Annotated in this window: 18 protein-coding genes; 4 read left to right on the top strand and 14 right to left on the bottom strand. The window is 70.7% G+C overall.

Annotation, left to right across the window (positions count from 1 at the left end):
• Positions 1 to 38: 38 nt before the first annotated feature.
• The 3 genes from ACGF0J_RS35230 to ACGF0J_RS35220 all read right to left on the bottom strand — a co-directional run bounded on the left by ACGF0J_RS35230 (position 39) and on the right by ACGF0J_RS35220 (position 4,766).
• Positions 39 to 1,310, bottom strand: coding sequence for an extracellular solute-binding protein (locus tag ACGF0J_RS35230; protein ID WP_393153102.1), 1,272 nt, complete (start codon positions 1,308 to 1,310; stop codon positions 39 to 41).
• Positions 1,311 to 1,507: 197 nt separating this feature from the next.
• The gene (locus ACGF0J_RS35225) at positions 1,508 to 3,370 is read right to left on the bottom strand and encodes an acyl-CoA dehydrogenase family protein (protein ID WP_393153100.1); all 1,863 of its coding nucleotides are present in this window, start codon (positions 3,368 to 3,370) and stop codon (positions 1,508 to 1,510) included.
• Positions 3,371 to 3,497: 127 nt separating this feature from the next.
• Complete coding sequence (locus ACGF0J_RS35220; protein WP_393153098.1) at positions 3,498 to 4,766, bottom strand: amino acid permease; 1,269 nt, start codon at positions 4,764 to 4,766, stop codon at positions 3,498 to 3,500.
• 80 nt (positions 4,767 to 4,846) lie between these two features.
• Here ACGF0J_RS35220 and ACGF0J_RS35215 point away from each other — a divergent pair, with 80 nt between their 5' ends.
• The gene (locus ACGF0J_RS35215; protein ID WP_393153096.1) at positions 4,847 to 5,314 is read left to right on the top strand and encodes an Lrp/AsnC family transcriptional regulator; all 468 of its coding nucleotides are present in this window, start codon (positions 4,847 to 4,849) and stop codon (positions 5,312 to 5,314) included.
• A gap of 490 nt (positions 5,315 to 5,804) precedes the next feature.
• Here the strand turns inward: ACGF0J_RS35215 and ACGF0J_RS35210 are convergent, their stop codons facing one another.
• The 6 genes from ACGF0J_RS35210 to ACGF0J_RS35185 all read right to left on the bottom strand — a co-directional run bounded on the left by ACGF0J_RS35210 (position 5,805) and on the right by ACGF0J_RS35185 (position 12,120).
• Entirely contained in the window at positions 5,805 to 6,950 is a 1,146-nt protein-coding gene (locus tag ACGF0J_RS35210) for an acetyl-CoA C-acetyltransferase (protein WP_393153094.1), read from the bottom strand.
• Between the two features lie 53 nt (positions 6,951 to 7,003).
• Positions 7,004 to 7,672 carry a hypothetical protein gene (locus ACGF0J_RS35205; protein ID WP_393153092.1) on the bottom strand — a complete coding sequence of 223 codons (669 nt, stop codon included), beginning with the start codon at positions 7,670 to 7,672 and terminating at the stop codon, positions 7,004 to 7,006.
• A 24-nt stretch (positions 7,673 to 7,696) separates the two neighbouring features.
• Entirely contained in the window at positions 7,697 to 8,449 is a 753-nt protein-coding gene (locus tag ACGF0J_RS35200; protein WP_393153090.1) for a class F sortase, read from the bottom strand.
• 6 nt (positions 8,450 to 8,455) lie between these two features.
• Positions 8,456 to 9,781, bottom strand: coding sequence for a hypothetical protein (locus ACGF0J_RS35195; RefSeq protein WP_393153088.1), 1,326 nt, complete (start codon positions 9,779 to 9,781; stop codon positions 8,456 to 8,458).
• A 135-nt stretch (positions 9,782 to 9,916) separates the two neighbouring features.
• On the bottom strand, positions 9,917 to 10,750 hold the full coding sequence (locus ACGF0J_RS35190) for a class F sortase (protein ID WP_393153086.1): 834 nt from the start codon (positions 10,748 to 10,750) through the stop codon (positions 9,917 to 9,919).
• On the bottom strand, positions 10,747 to 12,120 hold the full coding sequence (locus ACGF0J_RS35185) for a hypothetical protein (RefSeq protein WP_393153084.1): 1,374 nt from the start codon (positions 12,118 to 12,120) through the stop codon (positions 10,747 to 10,749). Before ACGF0J_RS35185 ends, ACGF0J_RS35190 begins: the two co-directional genes overlap by 4 nt.
• Before the next feature lie 168 nt (positions 12,121 to 12,288).
• On the opposite strand from ACGF0J_RS35185, the gene ACGF0J_RS35180 reads away from it, so the two are divergent.
• Positions 12,289 to 13,434 carry an acyl-CoA dehydrogenase family protein gene (locus ACGF0J_RS35180; RefSeq protein WP_393153082.1) on the top strand — a complete coding sequence of 382 codons (1,146 nt, stop codon included), beginning with the start codon at positions 12,289 to 12,291 and terminating at the stop codon, positions 13,432 to 13,434.
• A gap of 41 nt (positions 13,435 to 13,475) precedes the next feature.
• Entirely contained in the window at positions 13,476 to 13,637 is a 162-nt protein-coding gene (locus ACGF0J_RS35175; protein ID WP_393153080.1) for a hypothetical protein, read from the top strand.
• Between the two features lie 2 nt (positions 13,638 to 13,639).
• On the opposite strand, the gene ACGF0J_RS35170 is transcribed toward ACGF0J_RS35175, so the two are convergent.
• The gene (locus tag ACGF0J_RS35170; RefSeq protein ID WP_393153078.1) at positions 13,640 to 14,068 is read right to left on the bottom strand and encodes a MarR family winged helix-turn-helix transcriptional regulator; all 429 of its coding nucleotides are present in this window, start codon (positions 14,066 to 14,068) and stop codon (positions 13,640 to 13,642) included.
• Between the two features lie 20 nt (positions 14,069 to 14,088).
• Between ACGF0J_RS35170 and ACGF0J_RS35165 the strand changes: the two genes are divergently transcribed.
• Entirely contained in the window at positions 14,089 to 14,493 is a 405-nt protein-coding gene (locus ACGF0J_RS35165; protein WP_393153076.1) for a MarR family winged helix-turn-helix transcriptional regulator, read from the top strand.
• 4 nt (positions 14,494 to 14,497) lie between these two features.
• Here ACGF0J_RS35165 and ACGF0J_RS35160 read toward each other — a convergent pair whose 3' ends face one another.
• The 4 genes from ACGF0J_RS35160 to ACGF0J_RS35145 all read right to left on the bottom strand — a co-directional run bounded on the left by ACGF0J_RS35160 (position 14,498) and on the right by ACGF0J_RS35145 (position 19,750).
• Positions 14,498 to 15,274: an alpha/beta fold hydrolase gene (locus tag ACGF0J_RS35160; RefSeq protein ID WP_393153074.1), complete on the bottom strand. Its 777-nt coding sequence runs from the start codon at positions 15,272 to 15,274 to the stop codon at positions 14,498 to 14,500.
• Between the two features lie 17 nt (positions 15,275 to 15,291).
• Positions 15,292 to 17,517, bottom strand: coding sequence for a SpoIIE family protein phosphatase (locus ACGF0J_RS35155; protein WP_393153072.1), 2,226 nt, complete (start codon positions 17,515 to 17,517; stop codon positions 15,292 to 15,294).
• A 126-nt stretch (positions 17,518 to 17,643) separates the two neighbouring features.
• Complete coding sequence (locus tag ACGF0J_RS35150) at positions 17,644 to 18,348, bottom strand: metal-dependent transcriptional regulator (protein WP_393153070.1); 705 nt, start codon at positions 18,346 to 18,348, stop codon at positions 17,644 to 17,646.
• A 220-nt stretch (positions 18,349 to 18,568) separates the two neighbouring features.
• A complete protein-coding gene (locus ACGF0J_RS35145; protein ID WP_393153068.1) occupies positions 18,569 to 19,750 on the bottom strand; it encodes an MFS transporter in 1,182 nt (393 codons plus the stop codon).
• Positions 19,751 to 19,761: the final 11 nt, after the last annotated feature.

Below are 19,761 nucleotides of genomic sequence, written 5' to 3'. Positions count from 1 at the left end.
GCGTCGCCGGGGCGCCGGCCGTACGGACCCGTGCGGGGTCAGCTGTTCTCGGCGGTCTTCTGCAGCTCGCCGAGGACCTGCGCCGGGTCCTCCTTGACGGCTCCGCCGATGGTCTGCTTGATCGACGGGTTCACCACGGCCCACTTGGGGTCCTGGAACGGGTAGAAGCTGGCGTTGGGCAGGCCGTCGAGGAACGGCTTGAGCTTCTCGTCGCCCGACAGCTTCTCGATGCCGCTCTTGGTGACGGGCAGCAGCTTGTAGGTGTCGCTGATCTTCTGTGCGGCGTTGCCGGTGTAGAAGAAGTCGAGGAACTTCTTGATCTCGGCGGCGCGGCCGTTCTTGTTGAACGCCATGATCCAGTCCATGACGCCGAGCGTGGTGTCGAGCGGGCCGGCCTTGCCCGGGATCGGGGCGACGCCGTACTTGTCCTTCAGCCCGGCCGCGTCGAAGATCGGGATGGACATGGGGCCGCCGTTGACCATGCCGACCTTGCCGGCGCCGAAGTCCTCCCAGACCGTCTTGCGGTCCTTGGTGCCGGGGTTGGGGGTGGTGAGGCCGGCGTCCACCAGGCCCTTGACGTAGGTGAAGGTCTCGACGTTCTGCGGCGAGTCGATGGCCCACTTGCCGGAGGCGTCCTTGTAGCCGCCGCCGTTGCCGAGCATCCACAGGAACGACTCGGCCTGCGCCTCCTCCTGGCCGAGCGGCAGGCCGAAGGGCTGGCTGACGCCGGCCTTCTTCAGCTTCTCGGCGGCCGCCTTGAGCTCGTCCCAGGTCTTGGGCGGCTCGGCGACGCCGGCCTTGGTGAACAGCTCCTTGTTGTAGAAGAGCGCGCGGGCGGAGGAGACGAACGGGATGCCGTAGGCGGCGCCGTCGACCTTGCCGAACTCGGCGAACTTCTCCAGCATGTCGGCGGAGACGTTCGGCGAGAGGATCTCGTCGACCTTGTGCAGCAGCCCGTCCTGGACGAAGCCGGAGTAGTCGCCGGTCTGCAGGATGTCGGGCACCTGCCCGTTCTGCACCATGGTGGCGACCTGCTTGTCGATGTCGTTCCAGTTGATGACCTGGACCTCGACCTTGATGTTCGGGTTGGCCGCCTGGAACTCGTCCACGACGCCCTTCCAGAAGGTCTCGCCGGAGTTGGGCTTGCCGGGGCCGTCGCCGTAGTCGGCGGCGACCATCTTCAGCGTGACCTGGCCTCCGCCGGCGGCGTTCTGGTCACCGGAGGAGCCGGAATCGCCCGAGCCGCAACTGGACAGGACCAGCATGGCCGCCATGCCCGCCGCGGCGCCGCCCACAAGCTTGATGTTCACCGTCTCGTACCGCCTTCTCGTCGGACGGGCCCTCTGGTCCGTACCAGTCGCCGCCCACAGGGACCTGGGGACGCGCGAGCGGGGGCTCAGCGCGTTTGCGTCAGAGTAAGCCCCTGTTCAGCGGGCGGTCTATACCGGCCGATCTCTTTTCTGCAACACCTCTGCCCATCTGGCCGGCTTTGCGGTCTAGACCACAGTCAGTGAATGGTGCGGCGGACGCTCCCGCCTCCCTCCGGCGTGGCCACCCACGGGCCGTCGATGGACGGGTCGAGGACGCCCTCCTCGACGAAGGTGTAGCGGCCGTCGAGCACGTAGCGGGCCAGCCGCGCGTCCTGCGTGTCGCTGTTGTCCCACAGCCGGGCGAACAGCGCGTCGATCCGCCCCCCGGCCTGCCGGCAGAACGTGTCGGCCAGCTCGTACGGCCGGCATCCGAGGTCCGCCGCGTCCTCCCGCGCCCTGACGCAGACGGCCGTCATCGCGAACAGTTCAGCCCCGATGTCTACGATCCGGCCGAGGAACGCCTGCCGGCGCTCCAGCCGCCCCTGCCAGCGGGACATCCCGTAGAAGGTGGACCGGGCCAGCTTGCGGGCGACCCGCTCGACGTGACGGAGGTGGCCGGCCAGCGGGCCGAACTCGGCGTAGGAGGTGGGCAGGTTGCCGGGGCCCGCCACCAGCGTCGGCAGCCAGCGGGCGTAGAAGGCGCCCGCCCGCCGCAGCGCCCTGGCCCGCTCCTGCCGGGAGGCGTCCGGGTCGATCAGCTCGCCGGCGGCCGACAGGTGGGCGTCCACCGCCTCACGGGTGATGAGCAGCCGCATGATCTCGGAGGAGCCCTCGAAGATGCGGTTGATCCGCGCGTCGCGCAGCATCTGCTCGGCCGGCACGCCCCGCTCGCCCCGCGCGGCCAGCGACTCGGCCGTCTCGAAGCCCCGGCCGCCCCTGATCTGGACCAGCTCGTCGAGCACCTGGTAGCCGAGCTCCGAGGCGTACAGCTTGGCCAGCGCCGCCTCGATCCTGATGTCGTTGCGCCGGTCGTCGGCCATCCGGCTGGTCAGGTCGCACACGGCCTCCAGGGCGTAGGCCGTGGCCGCGATGAAGGCGATCTTGGTGGCCACCGCCTCGTGGTCGCCGATCCGGTGGCCCCACTGCACGCGGGCGTTGCCCCACTCGCGGGCGATCCGCACCGCCCACTTGGCGTTGCCGGCGCACGTGGCGGGCAGCGCGAGCCGGCCGGTGTTCAGCGTGGTCAGGGCGATTTTCAGGCCCTCGCCCTCGCGGCCGATCAGATTGCGCGCCGGGACCCGCACCCCGGCGAACTCGGTGACGCCGTTCTCGATGCCGCGCAGGCCCATGAACTGGTTGCGCCGCCTGACCGTGATGCCGGGGCTGTCGGCCTCCACGACGAAGGCGCTGATCTTCTTCCCGGTCCGCGCCATGACGACGAGCAGGTCGGCCACCACCCCGTTGGTGGTCCACAGCTTGACACCGTCGAGCACGTAGTCGTCGCCGTCGCGCACGGCGGTGGTGGCCAGCCGGGCCGGGTCGGAGCCCACGTCGGGCTCGGTCAGCAGGAACGCCGAGATCTCCCCCCGGGCGCACCGGGGCAGGAACTCCCGCTTCTGCTCCTCGGTGCCGAACAGCTTCAGCGGCTGCGGCACCCCGATCGACTGGTGCGCCGACAGCAGCGTGGCCAGGGCCGGGCAGTAGGAGCCGACCAGGATGAGGGTGCGGCAGTAGTACAGGTAGGGCAGGCCGAGCCCGCCGTACTCCGAACCGATCGTGATCCCGAACGCGCCCAGCTCCGCCAGGCCCTTGACCACCTCGTCGGGCACCCGCGCGGTCCGCTCGATCTCCGCCGGATCGACGTGCGCGTCGAGGAACCTGCGCACCGCCCGGACGAACTCCTCGCCCCGCCGGGCCGCCTCCTCGCCGGGCGCGGGCGCCGGATGCACCAGCTCCAGCCGGAAGTCTCCCAGGAACAGCTGTCGTGCGAAGCTCGGCCGCGTCCACTCCTTCTCCCGCGCCTGCTCGCCGAGCTCTCTCGCCTTGGCGTACTCGCTCATGGCATCCTCCCGCCGACGTTACGCCCCCCGGCGCCCCCTGTGTACCCGGCGATCGCCCGGCCTCACCCAGAGAACGCGACCCGGAGAACGCGACCCGGAGAACGCGACCGGGCGATCAGCGCGTCGATCAGCGCGTCGACCGCCGGGGCAGCGGCCGCCGGGCGTTCGCACGGGTCACCGCCAGCGCCACCAGGGCCAGGACGGCGGGCACGACCAGGTAGACGCCGCAGGCGGCCAGCGCGACGCAGGACATCACGCTCGCCGCCAGCGCCGTCGCCCGCCACCGGCCCCGCGGCAGCAGGCGGGCCGCCGCCGCCGTACCCGCGACCGTGACGGCGGCCAGGGCCGCCGAGGTGACCCGCATCAGCGCGTCGAGGTCCACGGCGTGCCCGAGCGCCGGAGCGGCGACCGCCGCTCCCAGCACGGTCACACTCAGCACGGCGACCAGCCCCAGGCTGCGCAGCGGCGTCTCACCGGGCGCGCCGCCCCGCGCGAACCCGGCCGGCAGCGCCCCGTCACGGGCCAGCGCGGCGCCGAGACGGGCGGCGCCCGCGATGTAGGCGTTGATCGCGCCGAAGGTCAGCAGCACCGCCACCACGCCAGTGACCGGCCGCGCGGCGGCGCCGAAGCCCGTCTCCAGCAGCGCGGTGAGCGGCACGGGCGTCACCCCCGCCCGCTCGCCGAGCACGCCGACCGTGGTGACGGCCACCCCGAGGTACAGCACGCTGATCACGGCCAGCGTCACGCCCGTGGCCCGCAGCAGCCCCCGCCGGCCGGTCGCGAACTCGGCCGACAGGTGGCTGGCCGCCTCCCAGCCGACGAAGGCGAACAGCAGCACGCCGGCCGCGCTCGCCACACCCGCCACGCCGTACGGGGCGAACGGGGCGAAACCGGCGGCGTCGGCGTGCGGCGCGGCGGTGGCCACGGCGACGGACAGGAGCGCCACCAGCAGGATGACCAGACCTGCCTGCAGCCGTCCCGAGGTGCGCAGCCCGGCGGCGTTCGCCGCGAACGCCGCTGCCAGCAGGACCGCCGCCGCCAGGGCGTCGTCCACCCCGAGGGCCGCCTCGACGTACCGGCCTCCGACGAGCGCCCCCGCCACGACACCCACGGGCACCGACCCGTAGAACCACCAGCCGACCACCGCGGACGCGCGCCGCCCGAACGCCAGCCCGGTGAAGCCCGCCACTCCCCCGCCACCGGGATGGCGTACGCCGAGCGCCGCGAACGTCATCGCCACCGGCACGCTGAGCACCAGCAGAGCCGCCCACGCCAGCACCGAGGCCGGCCCCGCCGCGGCCGCCGCGAGCTGCGGCAGCACGAGCATCCCGGGCCCGAGCACCGCGCCGAGCAGCAACGCGGTGCCCTGGGCCGCACCAAGCTTGTATTCCGTCATACCGCCCGAAACTAGCCATCCGTACGCCTGAAAGGCGGCTCTGCCGAACGTTCGTCCAGAGACACGGAGATAATCCCGTCATGGATGAACTTGATTCGGCGATCGTCCGGCTCCTCCAAACGGATGCGCGGCAGTCCAACCGCGAGTTGGCCCGCACGCTCGGCGTCGCGCCCTCGACCTGCCTGGAGCGCGTCCGCGCACTCACCCGGCGCGGGGTGATCCGCGGCTACCACGCCGACATCGACCCGGCGGCGCTGAACAGGAGCGTCCAGGCCCTCGTCTCCGTGCAGGTCCGCCCGCTCAGCCGCGCGGTCATCGACGCGTTCAAGCAGTCGGCGGCGGAGCTGCCCGAGGTGCTCAGCGTGTTCGTGCTGGCGGGCGGCGACGACTTCCTGCTGCACGTCGCGGTGCAGGATCTCGACCACCTGCACGCCTTCCTGCTGGACCGGCTGAGCAAGCGCCGCGAGATCGCCGGCTTCCGCACGTCGGTCATCTTCCAGCAGGTCCACAACACCGCCCCGGTCCGCCTTCCGGCCCCGGAGGCCTAGCCGGAAGGGGGACCGAATAATCGGTTGCGCCGACTCCGGGTGATCCGTACTGTCGTGGACATGCGCCTTTACCTGTGATGCGCCGGGGCTGACCGTTCAGCCCGGCCTCTCGTCAGCCCGACCGCGGGGCGGTGACCACGCCCGCCCGCTTCCACCCAGACGCGGCAGCTGAGCTTGCCGACCGGCCCGTGGCCGCGTCGCGAGTTACGTAAAGGAGCTCTCTCATGCGAGTACGCGTATCCAACGGATCCAAGAAGAACGCCCCCGGGATGCCCGGACGCCCGGCGAAGCCGGCCCCGCGGCAGATGCCCAAGCTGCCACAGCGGCCGATCGCCCCGCCCCGGCGCATCCCGCCCAAGGGGCGCTAGACCACTGCCAAGGATGGTGGTGAGTGCGGCGCGCGGCCCCGTACGCCATGGGCCCCCGCACGACGCGCGGCGCCCCACCCCTCTCCATGCGGAGCGGGGCGGGGCGCCGTGACGCGGCGAGGTCAGAGCCGTTCGATGATGGTGACGTTGGCCTGGCCGCCGCCCTCGCACATCGTCTGCAGGCCGTAACGGCCGCCGGTGCGCTCCAGCTCGTGCAGCAGCTTCGTCATGAGGATCGCGCCGGTGGCGCCCAGCGGGTGGCCGAGGGCGATGGCTCCGCCGTTGGGGTTGACCCGGGCCGGGTCGGCGCCCAGCTCCTTGAGCCACGCCATCGGCACCGGGGCGAACGCCTCGTTGATCTCGGTCACGTCGATGTCGTCCATCGACAGGCCCGACCGCTCCAGGGCCCTGCGGGTGGCCGGGATCGGCGCCGTCAGCATGTACACCGGGTCGTCGCCCATGAGGGCAAGCTGGTGGATGCGGGCACGCGGGGTCAGGCCGTGCTCGCGCACGGCCCGCTCGGAGGCGATCAGCACGGCGCCCGAGCCGTCGGAGATCTGCGAGGACGTGGCCGCGGTGATCTGGCCGTCCTCCTTGAGCGTCTTCAGCCCGGCCATCTTCTCCAGCGTCGTGTCGGGGCGCGGGCCCTCGTCGTCCTCGACGCCGTTCACGGGCGTGATCTGGTCCTTGAAGTAGCCGTTCGCGATGGCCTTGGCCGCCCGCTGGTGCGACTCGAAGGCGTAACGTTCCAGCTCGTCGCGGGTGAAACCCCACTTCTCGCACATCAGCTCCGCGCCGCGGAACTGGGAGATCTCCTGCTTGCCGTACCGTTCGACCCACCTGTCGCCGAACGGGAACGGCATGCCCTTCTCCAGCGCGGCGGTGATCGACGAGCCCATGGGCACGATGCTCATCGACTCCACGCCGGCCGCCACGACGAGGTCCTGCGTGCCGGACAGGACACCCTGCGCCGCGAAGTGGATGGACTGCTGCGACGAGCCGCACTGCCGGTCGATCGTGACGCCCGCGGTCGTCTCCGGCAGGCCCGCCGACAGCCACGCGTTGCGCGCGATGTCCATGCTCTGCGGGCCGAACTGCATGACGCAGCCCATGATGACGTCCTCCACCGCCGCGGGGTCGACGCCGGTGCGGTCGATCAGCTCCTTGAGGGTGTGGGCGGCCAGATCAGTGGGGTGAACGGCGGACAGGCCGCCCTTCTTCTTGCCGACCGGGGTGCGGACCGCCCCGACGATGTACGCCTCTGCCACGGTGCCTCCTGAAACCGAGCATTATTCGGTTACTGAGGAGACTACCCGTTTTGTCAGGCCGGCGGGAGCACGTCCTCCGCGGCGTCCACCCGGAACCGCCACCGGTCCACCACCAGCCCGTTCAGGCCCTCGGCCAGGCGCAGCGCCAGCGCGTCCAGCCGTTCGCGGTCGGCACCGCGCAACTCGACCGCCGTCAACTCCGTCGCGAACGGCAGCAGCTCCTCAGCGGCCGGCGGCCGGCCCTTCTGCGGCACGACCAGCACCCGCAGCCCCTCGACGGCGTAGGCGAAACCCTCCTCCTCCGGCTCCACCTCACCCTCGCTCTCCAGCAGGGGCAGCAGCTCGTCCGCCGCCGGCCGTACCGGCAGGATCACCGCCGGGCCGCCGCCCTCGTCGTCGGCCGGATCGCTCACCTCGCCCCGGCACACAGCCAGCCCGCCCAGCCGGAAGGCGATGCCCTCGGCGAGGTAACGGTCGAAGAAGTCGAACGGCAGCGGCCCCTCGGCCGCCACCCGGACCGCCCAGACCTCCTCCATCTCACCGCCGACCAGATCAGCCCCGGCCTCGACCGGCGCGTGCACCCGCACGTCCACGGCGACGATCTCGTCGCCGTCGGCGCGGGCGCCGGGGTCGGCCAGCCGTACGATCCGCAGCAGATCGGCCTGGCTCGGCTTGGCGGGCAACGCCGCCGTCGGGCCAGTACGCAGTCTCCGCTTCGCCATCCAGCCCATTGCACGCCTCCGAGATCAGCTTCGATAGGAGCCCGTCATCGTCGCGTAGACGATGATGTTATCGGTGTAGTGGCCGATCGTGCGGTCGTACGTGCCGCCGCACGTGATGAGGTGAAGCTGGGCGTTGCTCTGCTGCCCGTAGACGCGCTGGGTGGGGAAGGTCTTCTTGCTGGCCTGCTCCACGCCGCCGACGGTGAACACCGCCGTCGTCCCGTCCTGGCGCTTCACCTCGATCTGGTCACCGTTGCGAAGCTCGTGCAGGCGGGTGAAGACGGCGCTGCGCGTCCTCGTGTCCTTGTGCCCCAGCAGCACCGCCGGACCGGCCTCGCCCGGGGTGGACATGTGGCGGTACCAGCCGGCCAGGTTGGGGTGGTTCGGCGGCGGCACCTGGATCGTGCCGTCCTTGGCCAGACCGACCGACCTGATCGGCGCGTCCACGCCCAGCTTCTTGATCACGACGCGCACCGGGGTGGAAGGCAGCATCGGCGGCGCCGGATGGATCTGCGGCAACGGCGGCGGCGCCGTGGGAGCCGCCTGGAACATCGCCTGCTCCGGCTGTCCCGTAGCCCGCCCGTCGGGCTGCGCGTCCAGCGCGAGCGTGTCGCGCTGCGAGGCCAGCCCGTACTCCTCGGGCGAACTGAGCACGATCAGCAGCCCCGCCACCACGGTCACCACCCCGGCGACTGCCGCCAGGACGAGCACGGCCCGCAGCGCCCGGCCACCGCGATCACCGGGTGACCCGCCGCCGTAGGGATACTGAGGCGCCACGCCGCATCAGCTCCGCGAGACGCCGCGCCGGCGCATGACCAGCCCGCCGGCACCGGCAGCGATGATCAGCAGCGACCCGGCCAGCACGAACATCCGCCCGTCAGGCCCGATGTCCCCGCCACCCCCGGTGTCGGCCCCCGCCTTCGGCGTCTTCGACGCCCGCCTCGTGGGACTCACCGTGACGATCTCCGTCTTGGTCCTGGTCGGCCGCGGCGTGGTCTTGGTGGGCGTCGGCGTGGGGGTCGGCGTCGGGGTCGGGGTGGGCGTGGGCGTCGGGGAAGCCGTCGCGGCGGCGACGGTGAACGTGTAGGACTTGGGGCTGCCGGTGGTGGCGATGCTGCACTTGAGGGCCGGGGAGCTGGACAAAGTACCGATGGCCAGGTCGCTCGGCGTCACCGTAACGGTACCCGCGGTCGTGGGCTTCACCTTGATGGTGACGTCGCCGAGGTTAGTGATAGGGGAGCCCGCGGCTGGGGCGGTGAAGGTCGTTTCCCCGGTCGCAGAAGCAGGAGTTCCCGCACCACTCGTCTTAACGGTGGCGAAGAGCTTGCTCAGTGGGGGGATACCTCCGGCGGGCACGGTCAGCGGGTCGCCGGTGGATTGGATGACGCTCTTCCACACAATGGGCGCATCCTGGTTGGCCTTTGCACCGGTCGGCATCGTGAGGGTGACCTGGATGTCGACATCGTCGCCCACGGTGGTGTTGCCCCCAGGACCGCACTTGTACTTGATGACCTCGCCAGTGGTACCTGTGCCACCGCCCTGCTTGACGTCGATGACGATGTTCGTCGGCGTTGTGCCCTTGTAAGTGCACGTCGTCGTCTCGCCTGTACCTCCGGTGGGCGTGTAGACGAAGGTCAGGCTCGGCACCGCGGCAATTGGCGTAAGCGTCAGCGTGCCCGTGGTGGCAGGCGCCGTCAAGGTGCCGGATATTTCAGGAGGCGTGTAGCTGGTGCCTGCGGAGGTGACGGTTTGCGACAGGGTCGCACTCAGCGGAGTCGTCGGGCCTCCAGCAACCGTGAGACTTCCGTCGATCTTGAGCGTGCCGGCCAGCCCCTTACTCAGTGTCAGCGGCAGGAACTTCCACTTCACCTGTGCGGCGCCATTGGGAGCGACGGAGTCCGGCGCCGTGATCGTAGCCTTGACTTCTGCGGGGAATGCTCCGCCACCTGTGCAGTTGTAGGCGAGCTCCATCGTCTTGTCCACCACGGCCGCCGAGGCGGGCGACGACAGGACCGACACCGTACCGGCGGAGAGGACCAGTGCGCCCATCAGGCCTGAGGCGGATGTCTTGAGGGCGAGGCGGCGGCGCCGCGCCTGGGACGTCAGCACTGTCCTTCTCCGTTTCAGCACAATGTCAACTGGCGTACCAGCGTGGCAGCCAAGGGTCACAGTCAGGTAGAGATCTTACGAATTGCCCCTGTAAATCTCCTGTAAATGGCAAAATCGGGACCAATCCCCCCAGCTTCAGCCCTTCTTCTTGGACAGCGTGGCGTACACGATGATGTTGTCCGTGTAGCTGTGCGCCTGCTTGTTGTAGATCCCGCCACAGGTGATGAGCCGCAACTGGGCGTCGCCGGTGTTGCCGTACACGCGCTTGGTCGGGAACGTCGACTTGCTGACCTGCTCGATCCCGCTCACCGTGAAGCGCGTCACCTTCTTGTCCGACCGATACACGTAGATGTGGTCGCCCTTGGCAAGCTCCCGGAGACGCTGGAACACGGCTGCGCCCTTGCGGGTGCTCACATGGCCGTTGATCACCGAGGGGCCCTTCTCCCCCGGCAGCGGCGAATAGCGGTACCAGCCGGTGAGGTTGGGCTTGGACAGGGGCGGCGTGGTCAGGCTGCCCTTGCGGTCGAGCGTGACCGTCCCGATCGAGGCGTTCACCTTGATCTTGGGGATCTTGATCCGGACCGGCTTCGGCTTCTTCTTCGCCGCCGTCGTCCTGCTGGCCGGCGGGATCGCGGCCACGATCGGGGCCGCCGCCAGGGGTGGCGGGGCTTCGAGGCGGGCGGGCGTCAGGGGCGCGTTCTTGCCGCCGGGACCGACCGTCGGCGCGAGGACGAACGCGCCCGCGTTCTGGATCTGCACGGTGCTCGGCTCGGCCTGGGCCACCACCTGCGGCGGGCCCGAGCCGTCGTCCACGGGCGGCGCCAGCGACAGCAGCCCCACCATGATCGCGCCCACGCCACCCAGCGAACCGGCGATGAGCAGTCCCGGCAGGGCCCTGCTCATCGGCGACCGGTCCTCGGCCGAGGCCGACGCGGGAGCCGGGGTGGAGATCGGGTCGTGCTCGGTCATCGCTGCGCTCCTCCCGCATGCGTGGCGCGCCGCCGCCGCAGCAGCAACCCGCCGGTGGCGCTTCCCATGAGCAGCATGGACCCGCCGGCGATCAGTCCGTACGAGCCGGCGCCGCCGCCCTCCGGCGCCTCACCGGTGTCGACCCCGCCCTTGGGGGTCTTGAGCACCTGCGCCTTGACGAACCTGGTGGTGGTCGGCCTGGGCGTGGCCGTCACGGTGGTGGTCCGCGTCGGCCTGGGGCTGGTGGAAACGACGGCGACGTTGTCGCCGGGGGCGGGGTTGTACGGGTTGCTGGGCACGACAGGCGGCGTCGTCCCAACGGTGGGGGTGGGCAGGGTCGGGGTGTGAGTGGGGGTGTGGGTCGGCGTGTGGGTCGGGCTGGGGGTGGTCGGGCTCGGCGACGGGCTCTTGCCGCCCACGGTCACCTCGACGGTGCCCGGGTTGTTGGTGATCGTGCAGGTCGACTGATGCAGCGTCGGAGGGTTGATCATCTTGCGTGTGTGGAGCTTGAAGGCATCCAGATGAATGGGAGCGTCGTCTAGGCTCTTGATCGTGACCGTGTGCTGACCATAACCAAGATCGGTACGCTCCCAGAGGGTGACGTTGCCCTCGGTCGCGTTCGTAGGGTCGCCGTCAGGCTTTTCTGTTGGGTCGACGATGGCCGAGTCGTCATCGTCCACGCTGACCTGGACCCTGCTCACGCCCGGCATCCGACGTCCCACGTACTCGAATCCTGTGCCGACGAAGGTGATCTTCGCCATCGCCCCTGGGCCGGGAGCGGTGTGTACATCACGCAGCCAGTCTTTGTATTCCTCAGGCGTGGCGGGATGGTGCTGCCATGCTCCCGTCGGATACTCGATTCGATCCTTGTCGTTGTTGACGGTGATCACGCCCGCGGGGGGTACGAAGTCCACGGTCATCCCCTGAGGCGTCAGCTTGAGCACGCCTGGATCCGTCAGATGGGCGGACGAGGAGATACCCTCCGGCACCTCCAGCCCAACGTGGGGTTTGAGCGCTTCCTGCACCTTGCTGCCTCGGGGCTCCAGGGCGCCGTTCCATGCGCCTTGGAGTTTCACGTTGCCGACGAGCGAGACCTCTGCTCCCTTGGCGAAGTAGCCCGGCGACTTGAACCTGGACGTGCCTGTGTACTCGACCGACCAGCCGAGGTTGAGCGTGCCGCCCACCTGCACCACTGTCGGGATCTTCACTCGCGCCCGGAGCGTGACCGCACTGTTGCCGGCGACGCCTCCCGTGCAGCTGTAGTCCACGACGAGGTTCACCGATTCCGCGCGCGCGGGCGTCGCTACGAGGGCGGCGGATGCGGCCATGCCGGCCGATGCGGCGATCAACGTCTTGCGCCACCGATTCACCGGATACTCCGATCACATAGACCGAAAGTAGATCTTAGAGTCGATATCGGCAGCATCCAGCCCGGTTCCGGGACTTGTGATGAAGCCGTGTCCGCCCGCCCGACCGGGTATACCTCCAGGCGACCAGAATCGTATTCTGTCCCCACCCCACCTGCTTGGAGGCGACCGATGCGGCGAGACCTCTTCGACGAGGAGCACCTGCTCTTCCAGGAGACCGTGCGCGAGTTCATGGCCCGTGAGGTCGTGCCTCATCACGATCGCTGGGAGAAGGACGGCATCGTCCCGCGCGAGGTGTGGAAGAAGGCGGGCGAGGTCGGCATGTTCGGCTTCGGGGTGCCCGAGGAGTACGGCGGGGCGGGCGTCACGGACTTCCGGTACAACACCGTCATCCTGGAGGAGGTCATCAGGCACGGCGCGACCGGCCTCGGCTTCTCGCTGCACAACGACGTCATGGCGCCGTACGTCGTCGAGCTGACGAACGACGAGCAGAAGCAGCGGTGGCTGCCCGGCTTCGTCAGCGGTGAGCTGATCACCGCCATCGCCATGACCGAGCCCGGGGCGGGCAGCGACCTGCAGGGCGTCCGGACCACGGCGGTCCGCGAGGGCGAGCACTACGTGCTGAACGGGCAGAAGACGTTCATTACCAACGGCATCAACGCCGACCTCGTGATCGTGGTGGCGAAGACCGATCCCGAGGCCGGAGCGCGGGGTGTCACGCTGCTGGCGGTGGAGCGCGGGATGGAGGGCTTCGGGCGCGGCCGCAATCTTGACAAGATCGGGATGAAGGCCCAGGACACGGCCGAGCTGTTCTTCGACAACGTCCGCGTGCCGACTGCCAACCGGCTCGGCCCGGCCGACGGCGAGGGCTTCTTCCAGCTGATGCGCAACCTGCCGCAGGAACGCCTGTCGATCGCGGTCGGGGCGGTCGCGGCGGCCGAGACGGTGCTGGAGCAGACCATCGAGTACTGCCGGACACGCCAGGCGTTCGGCCGGTCGATCGGCTCGTTCCAGAACACCCGGTTCGTCCTGGCGGAGTTGACCACCGAGACGGAAATCGCCCGTCACTACGTGGACAAGTGCATCCTCGCCCTGAACGCCGGCGAGCTGACCGCGGTGGACGCGGCGAAGGCCAAGTGGTGGACCACCGAGCTGCAGACCAAGGTCATCGACCGCTGCCTCCAGTTGCACGGCGGCTACGGCTACATGCTGGAGTACCCGGTGGCCAAGGCATGGGTGGACAGCCGCGTCCAGACGATCTACGGCGGCACCACCGAGATCATGAAAGAGATCATCGGAAGGTCGTTCGGCTTCTAGAACGAGCGCGGCCCGCCGCCCAGGAACGCATACTAAGAGGCATGGACGGCGGGCTGATCCTTCTGGTGTTCCTGGCGTTGCTCTTCGCCTGGGGTCTCAACCGGGTGCGCCGCGCACTGCGCCTCGGCCCCGTCGGCTACCTCGGCGTGGTGATCGTCTTCGTCATCGTCATGCTGCTGCTCTGGGGTCAGACGCGGGTCTAGTACTAGCCGGGCAGCCCCTCGACGAAGCGGGTGAGCAGCCGGGCGAACTGCGCGCGCTCAGCGTCGGACCATCCGGCCATGGCCTGGGCGAAGGCCGCCTGCCTGCCCTGGTGGGCGCGCTCGACCGCCTGCTGCCCCGCCTCGGTCAGCACGAGCAGCGCCCGGCGCCCGTCGGCCTGGTCGGCCTCGCGTCGTACCAGGCCAGCCGACACGGCCGCCGCCACGAGCCTGCTCGCGCGCGGCTGGTCGACCGCCAGGGCCTGCGCGACGGCGGAGACGGTCACCGGCTCCCCCGCCGCCTCCAGGACGTCGAGCACGTCCAGCTCGGGGCCGGGCGCGCCCTGCAGCCGCGCCAGGGCGCGTCTGCTCTGCCGGCGCCTGATCGCGACCATGGCCCGCTCGACGGACGCAATATCGTTGTCGTTATACATATAGTTGTTATTATGCATGCATGTCACAGCGAATGATCGGCTACTGGCTCAAGCATCTCGACGGCCTCTTCGAGCAGGCCCTGCCCGCCGCGCTGGCCGCCCACCAAGTCTCCCGCCGGGAGTGGCAGGCGCTCAACGTGCTGGCCTCCGGCGACGACGACCCGCGGGCGGCGCTGCAGCCGTTCGCCGGGGTGGGCGACGCGCTGGACCAGCTGTCGGCGAGGGGCTGGGTGTCCGGCGGGCCGCTCGCCGACGACGGTAGGCGGCTCACCGACGCAGGCAGGCGGGCCCACGAGGCGATCGCCGCCCACGTCATGCGCGTCCGGCGGCAGGCCGCCGAAGGAGTCGGCGAGGACGAGTACGCGACGACCCTCGACGTGCTGCGCCGCATGGCCGCCAACCTCGAAGCCGCCTACGGCGTCTGACCCGCTACCCCTCGCTGCCCTCCAGCAGCACCCTGGCCACCAGCTCCGGATCGTCGCTCATCGGCACGTGCCCGCAGCCCTTCAGCAGCTTCACCCGCTGCCCCGACCACTTCGCGGCCCGGACAGCCTGGCGGCGCGGCAACAGCCGGTCGCGTTCGCCCCAGGCCACGGTGATCGGCGCCTTGGGCGGCGCGGGCGGCATCAGGTCGGTGAACGTCGCCAGCGTCTCGTCGAACCCCGCCGCACCCGCCAGCGCCTGGGCGCCGGCGACCAGGGCCGTCGGCGAGAGCCGGGCCGGGTGGGCGACCAGGAGACCGGCCAGCGCAGCCCGCCCCACCGGGTCCTCGACGGCGCGGGCGAGCCGCTCCGGCGGGATCGAGGCGGCCGCCGCCCGCAAGGCACGCAGCACCGCCTGACCGTAGGCCAGCTCGGCCCGCGACCAGAACCCCGCAGGGGACAGCGCGGTGGCCGTACGGACGACGCCGCGCGAGGCCAGCTCCAGCGCGAGGTAGCCGCCGAGCGAGTTGCCCGCGACGTGCGGCTCGCGCACGCCCAGCACCGTGCAGAACGACTCGACCGCGTCGGCGAGCGACTCCGCCGTGTACGGGGTGCCCGCGGGCAGCGGCGGTGAGACGCCGAACCCGGGGAGGTCGACCGCGATGACGGTACGGGAGGCGGCGAGGCGGTCCATGACCGGCAGCCACGCCTGCCAGTGGTGGCCGATGCCGTGCACGAGGATCAGCGGCGGGCCCGTGCCGCGCCGTTCGAAGGCCAACTCCATGGCCTTGAGCTAACCACTCAGCGGCTGCGGGTGGGAATCTCGAACCAGACGGCTTTGCCTTCCCTGGTAGGTCGCGAGCCCCAGCGCCGGGCGAGCTGGTCGACGAGGTAGAGGCCGCGGCCGCCCTCGTCGTTCTCGCCGGCGCTGCGGATGCGGGGCAGGCGCAGGTCCTGGTCGAACACCTCGACCCAGACGGCCTCGTCGCCGCGGCGCAGCCGGAGCGTGAACTCCTTCTCCCCGACGATTTCCTCCTCCTCGAAGCCGGGCACGTCCCACGACTCGTCGTCGAAGGCGAGCGCCGGCCCGTCGATCATCAGCTCCCGGCGGGGCACGCTGGTGCTGGCGGCGTGGAGGACCACGTTGGTGACCACCTCGGAGACCAGCAGGCAGGCCAGCTCGGCCCGCTCCTCGGGGACGTTCCAGCCGTCGAAGGCCTCGGAGGCCATCCGTCGCGCCTCGCCCACCATGATGGGCTGGGCGGGGAAGGTGCGTTCCTCGACGTCGAGGTCGTCGGTGCTGGAGCGGACCACGAGGATCGCCATGTCGTCGTCGATCTCGCCGGGCACCGCGACCGTGGCGGCCTCGGCGACGCGCTCCACGTCGGCGTCGGCCACCTTGGCGAGCTTCTCGCGCAGCACGCCCAGCGTCTCGGCGTCGGTCGGCATCCGGCCGTCGCGGCCGGGACGCCGGTCCACCAGGCCGTCGGTGTAGAGGAGCAGCGCGGCGCCGGGCGGCAGCACCCGCGTCTCCTCCTTGTAGACCAGGTCGGCGTGCAGGCCCTTGGCGCGCACGCCCAGCGGCTGGCCGACCTCCTCGATGTCGAGCTCCAGGCACTGGCCGTCGACCAGGAGCAGCGGCGGCGCGTGGCCGGCGTTGGCGAACGACAGCGTCCGCGACCAGGCGTCGTAGACGAGGTACTGGCAGGTCACGATGGGCGGGACGCTGATGTCGGCGCCCTGGTCGTCCTTTTCGGGCGTGGCGATGATGCGCGTCCACTCGTCGAGCCTGGCCAGGATGTCGGCGGGCGACTTGTCGTCCTGGGCGAAGGCGCGCAGGGCGGCCCGCAGCTGTCCCATGATGGCCGCAGCCTTGGCGCCGCGGCCCTCCACGTCGCCGATGACGATGCCGACCCGGCCGGCCGACAGCGGGATCACGTCGTACCAGTCGCCGCCGACCTGGGTCTGGATGCCCTGGCCGTGGGAGGCGAGGGGGGCGGCCGGGTAGTAGCGGACCGCGATCTGCAGGCCGTCGAGCTGTGGCAGTGCCCGGGGCAGCAGGTGCTTCTGGAACGACTCGGCGGTGTGCCGCTCCTCCTCGAACAGCAGCGCGTTGTCGATGGCGAGCGCGACCCGGGTGGCGATGGCGCCGACGAAGTCGCGGTCGAAGGCGTCGTAGTGGGGGCTGCGCCGGTCGGTGAGGTTGGACAGCCCGAGGTAGAGCTGGCCGAGCGTCTCACCGCGCACGCAGAGCGGGGCGACGATCGCGGAGGTCATGCCCACCTCGCCGCAGAGCTTGGCGCTGTCCTCGCTGGGGGCGGGGAAGCCGCCGGCGGCGAAGTCCTCGACGAGGATCGTCTCCTGCCGCCGCATCGCCGTGTCGGCGTAGTGGCCGTAGGGGTAGCGGATCTCGGCTCCGACCGGCTTCCAGGTGCCGGGCGGCGGGGTCCAGCCCTGCACGTGCTGCGACACCCTGCGCACCAGCCGGTCGCCCTCCATCAGCTCGATGAAGCAGTGGTCGGCGAACTGCGGGACGAGCATCTCGGCGACACGCTTGAGCGTCTCCTCGACGTACAGGGAACCGGCGAGCCGCTCGCCGATGCGCTCCAGCAGCCCGAAGCGGTCCTTCTCGCGCTCGTTGCTGCGCAGCGCCTCGCGGGCGGTGATGACGATGCCGCTCACCGAGCCGTCGGGGTGGCGCAGCGGCACGGCCTGGGCGCGGACGTAGACGATGGTGCCGTCGGGCCGCCGGACGTCGAAGGTGCCCTCCCACACGCCGCCCTTGAGCACGTGCTTGGAGAGCTCGACGGCCAGCGGGTGGTCCTTCTCCATGAAGCTCAGGGCGAGCGCCGACGCATCACGCGACGAGGCGCCGGGACGGCCGAACAGCTTCTCGGCGAAGGGATTCCAGTAGAGGAGATTGCCGAAGCGGTCCGTCACCACGACGGCCATCTCGGCGTGATCCAGGACGGAGGAGGCGGCCAGATGATCGACCGCGTCCTCGGAAAGATCCCCCCAACGCTTCATCCGGAGACCACTCCTCGTGGAGGCATGTGCGCAAAGCAGCGGGACACGGGCGCTCCTGCAACAGTCTTGACCGGAGGGGAGTGGAGGGTCTCCCGCAAGGGATTCAACCAAGCAGCAGCGCGCGCGTCAGCGCCTGGAGACGAAAACGTGCGCGGCAACGTCACGCGGAAGCTCCGCGGGAATGCTGTTCGCGTCACCGTCACCTGTCACCCGTACACCGTCGTCGCTCGCCGCGAGCGTGACCTCGCGTCCGGGTTGTATCCCAACTTGCTTGAGTTTAAGCATCACAGCGGGATCGCTTTGCACTTGTTCGCTAATTCGTCGCACGACTACCGGCGTGTCCCGGGGACCCGCCAGCTCCGACATGGACGCCAGCAGCACCTCACCGATGTCGCCGGCCTCCTGGGCGCCCAGCTCGGCCAGCCCGGGGATGGGGTTGCCGTGCGGGCAGACGGTGGGGTTGCCGAGCAGGGTCACCAGCCGCGACTCCACCGAGTCGGACATGACGTGCTCCCAGCGGCAGGCCTCGATGTGGACCTCCTCCCACGGCAGCCCGATGACCTGGGTCAGCAGGCACTCCGCGAGGCGGTGCTTGCGCATCACGCGCGTGGCCAGGGTGCGCCCCAGCTCGGTCATCGACAGGTGCCGGTCGCCCTCGACCCGCACCAGACCGTCACGCTCCATGCGGGCCACGGTCTGGCTGACGGTGGGGCCGCTCTGCTGCAGGCGCTCGGCGATCCGCGCCCGGAGGGGGACGATGCCCTCCTCCTCGAGCTCGTAAATCGTGCGGAGATACATCTCCGTCGTGTCGATCAGGCCGTGTGCGGTCAAGGCTCCTCCCAACTGCAATGTTACGCCGGTCAAGGGAGGGACTGAGCCGGTCCGCCCCGGGCAGACAAGTGAAGGCACAAACCCTACTTGTGATCAGACCTGCGATGGCAAGGACGGCAACAAAGGCGCGGCCTCGTTCCTTCCCGATCGCCTCGATCTCGGCGCGCTGCGCGGCGCGGCCGCCGGGTGCAGGGGCCGCGACCCCGTACCCCGTACCCCGCTAACCCGAGCGGTAGGTCCGGAAGCGGGCCACCGACAGCCCGACGGCCGCCACCGCGGCCGCGCACGCCAGGCCGCCGCCGACCCACGCCGCGGTCATCCCGAACGAGGCGGCCATCGCCCCGGCACGCAGGTCGCCGAGCCGGGGCCCGCCGGCCACCACCACCATGAAGACGCCCTGCATCCGCCCGCGCATCTCGTCGGGTGCGTGGAGCTGGAGGATCGACTGCCGCCAGACCGAGGACACCACGTCGGCCGCCCCGCCGACGGCCATGAACGCCACCACCAGCCACAGCTGGTGAGCGAGCCCGGCGGCGGCCACGGCCAGCCCCCACACGGCGATGACCACGACGAGCGCGAGCCCCTGGCGCCTGACCCGGCCGACCCAGCCCGAGAACAGCGCCCCGGCGACCGAGCCGGCCGCCATGGCGGAGTTGAGCAGGCCGAGGGCGATCTCGGAGCCGCCGAACCGCTGGTCGACCAGCTCGGGGAACAGCGCGCGGGGCAGGGCGAGCACCATGGCGATGATGTCGACGACGAACGACATGAGCAGCACGGGGCTGCCGACGATGTGGCGCAGCCCGTCGAAGACCGCCTTGACGCCGGGGCGGGACACCTCTCCGAGCGGGGGGAGGGCCGGCAGCCGCAGCGCCGCGTACAGGCCGGCGGCGAACAGCAGGGCGTCGAGCGCGTACGCCACGGCGAACCCGGACAGGGCCAGCGCGACGCCGCCGACCATCGGGCCGACGATCGCGCCCATGCCGAACACGAGCGAGTTGAGCGCGTTGGCGGCGGGCACCAGCTCGGCGGGGAGCAGGCGCGGGATGACCGCGCCGCGGGTCGGTGCGCTGACCGCGTAGCCGGTGGCGCCGAGGGCGACCACGCCGAGCAGCACGTAGACGTTGTCCAGGCCGAGGAGGGCCTGTGTCACCAGCAGCGCGGTGCTGGTCCAGGCGATGGCCGAGCCGACGATGAGCAGTCTGCGGCGGTCGACGGCGTCGGCGATCGCGCCGCCCCACAGCCCGAACACCACCAGCGGGATCAGGTTGGCCAGGCCGATCAGCCCCACCCAGAGGGAGGAGTGGGTGAGTTCCCACACCTGCTGGCTGACGGCCACCACGCTGACCGCGAGGCCGACGCCCGAGACGGCCTGCCCCAGCCAGAGGCGCCGGTAGGCGGGCACGGCCAGCGGCC

Source organism: Nonomuraea sp. NPDC047897 (genome assembly GCF_043204415.1).
Taxonomy (GTDB): domain Bacteria; phylum Actinomycetota; class Actinomycetes; order Streptosporangiales; family Streptosporangiaceae; genus Nonomuraea.
Note: the sequence above shows the minus strand (reverse complement) of the source record. Positions and strands in the feature narration are given on the sequence as shown.

Excerpts from the sequence above, each read along its gene's own strand:
- ACGF0J_RS35180 (WP_393153082.1), top strand. The coding sequence starts at position 12,289 with ATGCGGCGAGACCTCTTCGACGAGGAGCACCTGCTCTTCCAGGAGACC.
- ACGF0J_RS35155 (WP_393153072.1), bottom strand. The coding sequence starts at position 17,517 with ATGAAGCGTTGGGGGGATCTTTCCGAGGACGCGGTCGATCATCTGGCC.
- ACGF0J_RS35175 (WP_393153080.1), top strand. The coding sequence starts at position 13,476 with ATGGACGGCGGGCTGATCCTTCTGGTGTTCCTGGCGTTGCTCTTCGCC.
- ACGF0J_RS35190 (WP_393153086.1), bottom strand. The coding sequence starts at position 10,750 with ATGACCGAGCACGACCCGATCTCCACCCCGGCTCCCGCGTCGGCCTCG.
- ACGF0J_RS35215 (WP_393153096.1), top strand. The coding sequence starts at position 4,847 with ATGGATGAACTTGATTCGGCGATCGTCCGGCTCCTCCAAACGGATGCG.
- ACGF0J_RS35205 (WP_393153092.1), bottom strand. The coding sequence starts at position 7,672 with ATGGCGAAGCGGAGACTGCGTACTGGCCCGACGGCGGCGTTGCCCGCC.
- ACGF0J_RS35225 (WP_393153100.1), bottom strand. The coding sequence starts at position 3,370 with ATGAGCGAGTACGCCAAGGCGAGAGAGCTCGGCGAGCAGGCGCGGGAG.
- ACGF0J_RS35170 (WP_393153078.1), bottom strand. The coding sequence starts at position 14,068 with ATGTATAACGACAACGATATTGCGTCCGTCGAGCGGGCCATGGTCGCG.
- ACGF0J_RS35160 (WP_393153074.1), bottom strand. The coding sequence starts at position 15,274 with ATGGAGTTGGCCTTCGAACGGCGCGGCACGGGCCCGCCGCTGATCCTC.
- ACGF0J_RS35165 (WP_393153076.1), top strand. The coding sequence starts at position 14,089 with ATGTCACAGCGAATGATCGGCTACTGGCTCAAGCATCTCGACGGCCTC.
- ACGF0J_RS35220 (WP_393153098.1), bottom strand. The coding sequence starts at position 4,766 with ATGACGGAATACAAGCTTGGTGCGGCCCAGGGCACCGCGTTGCTGCTC.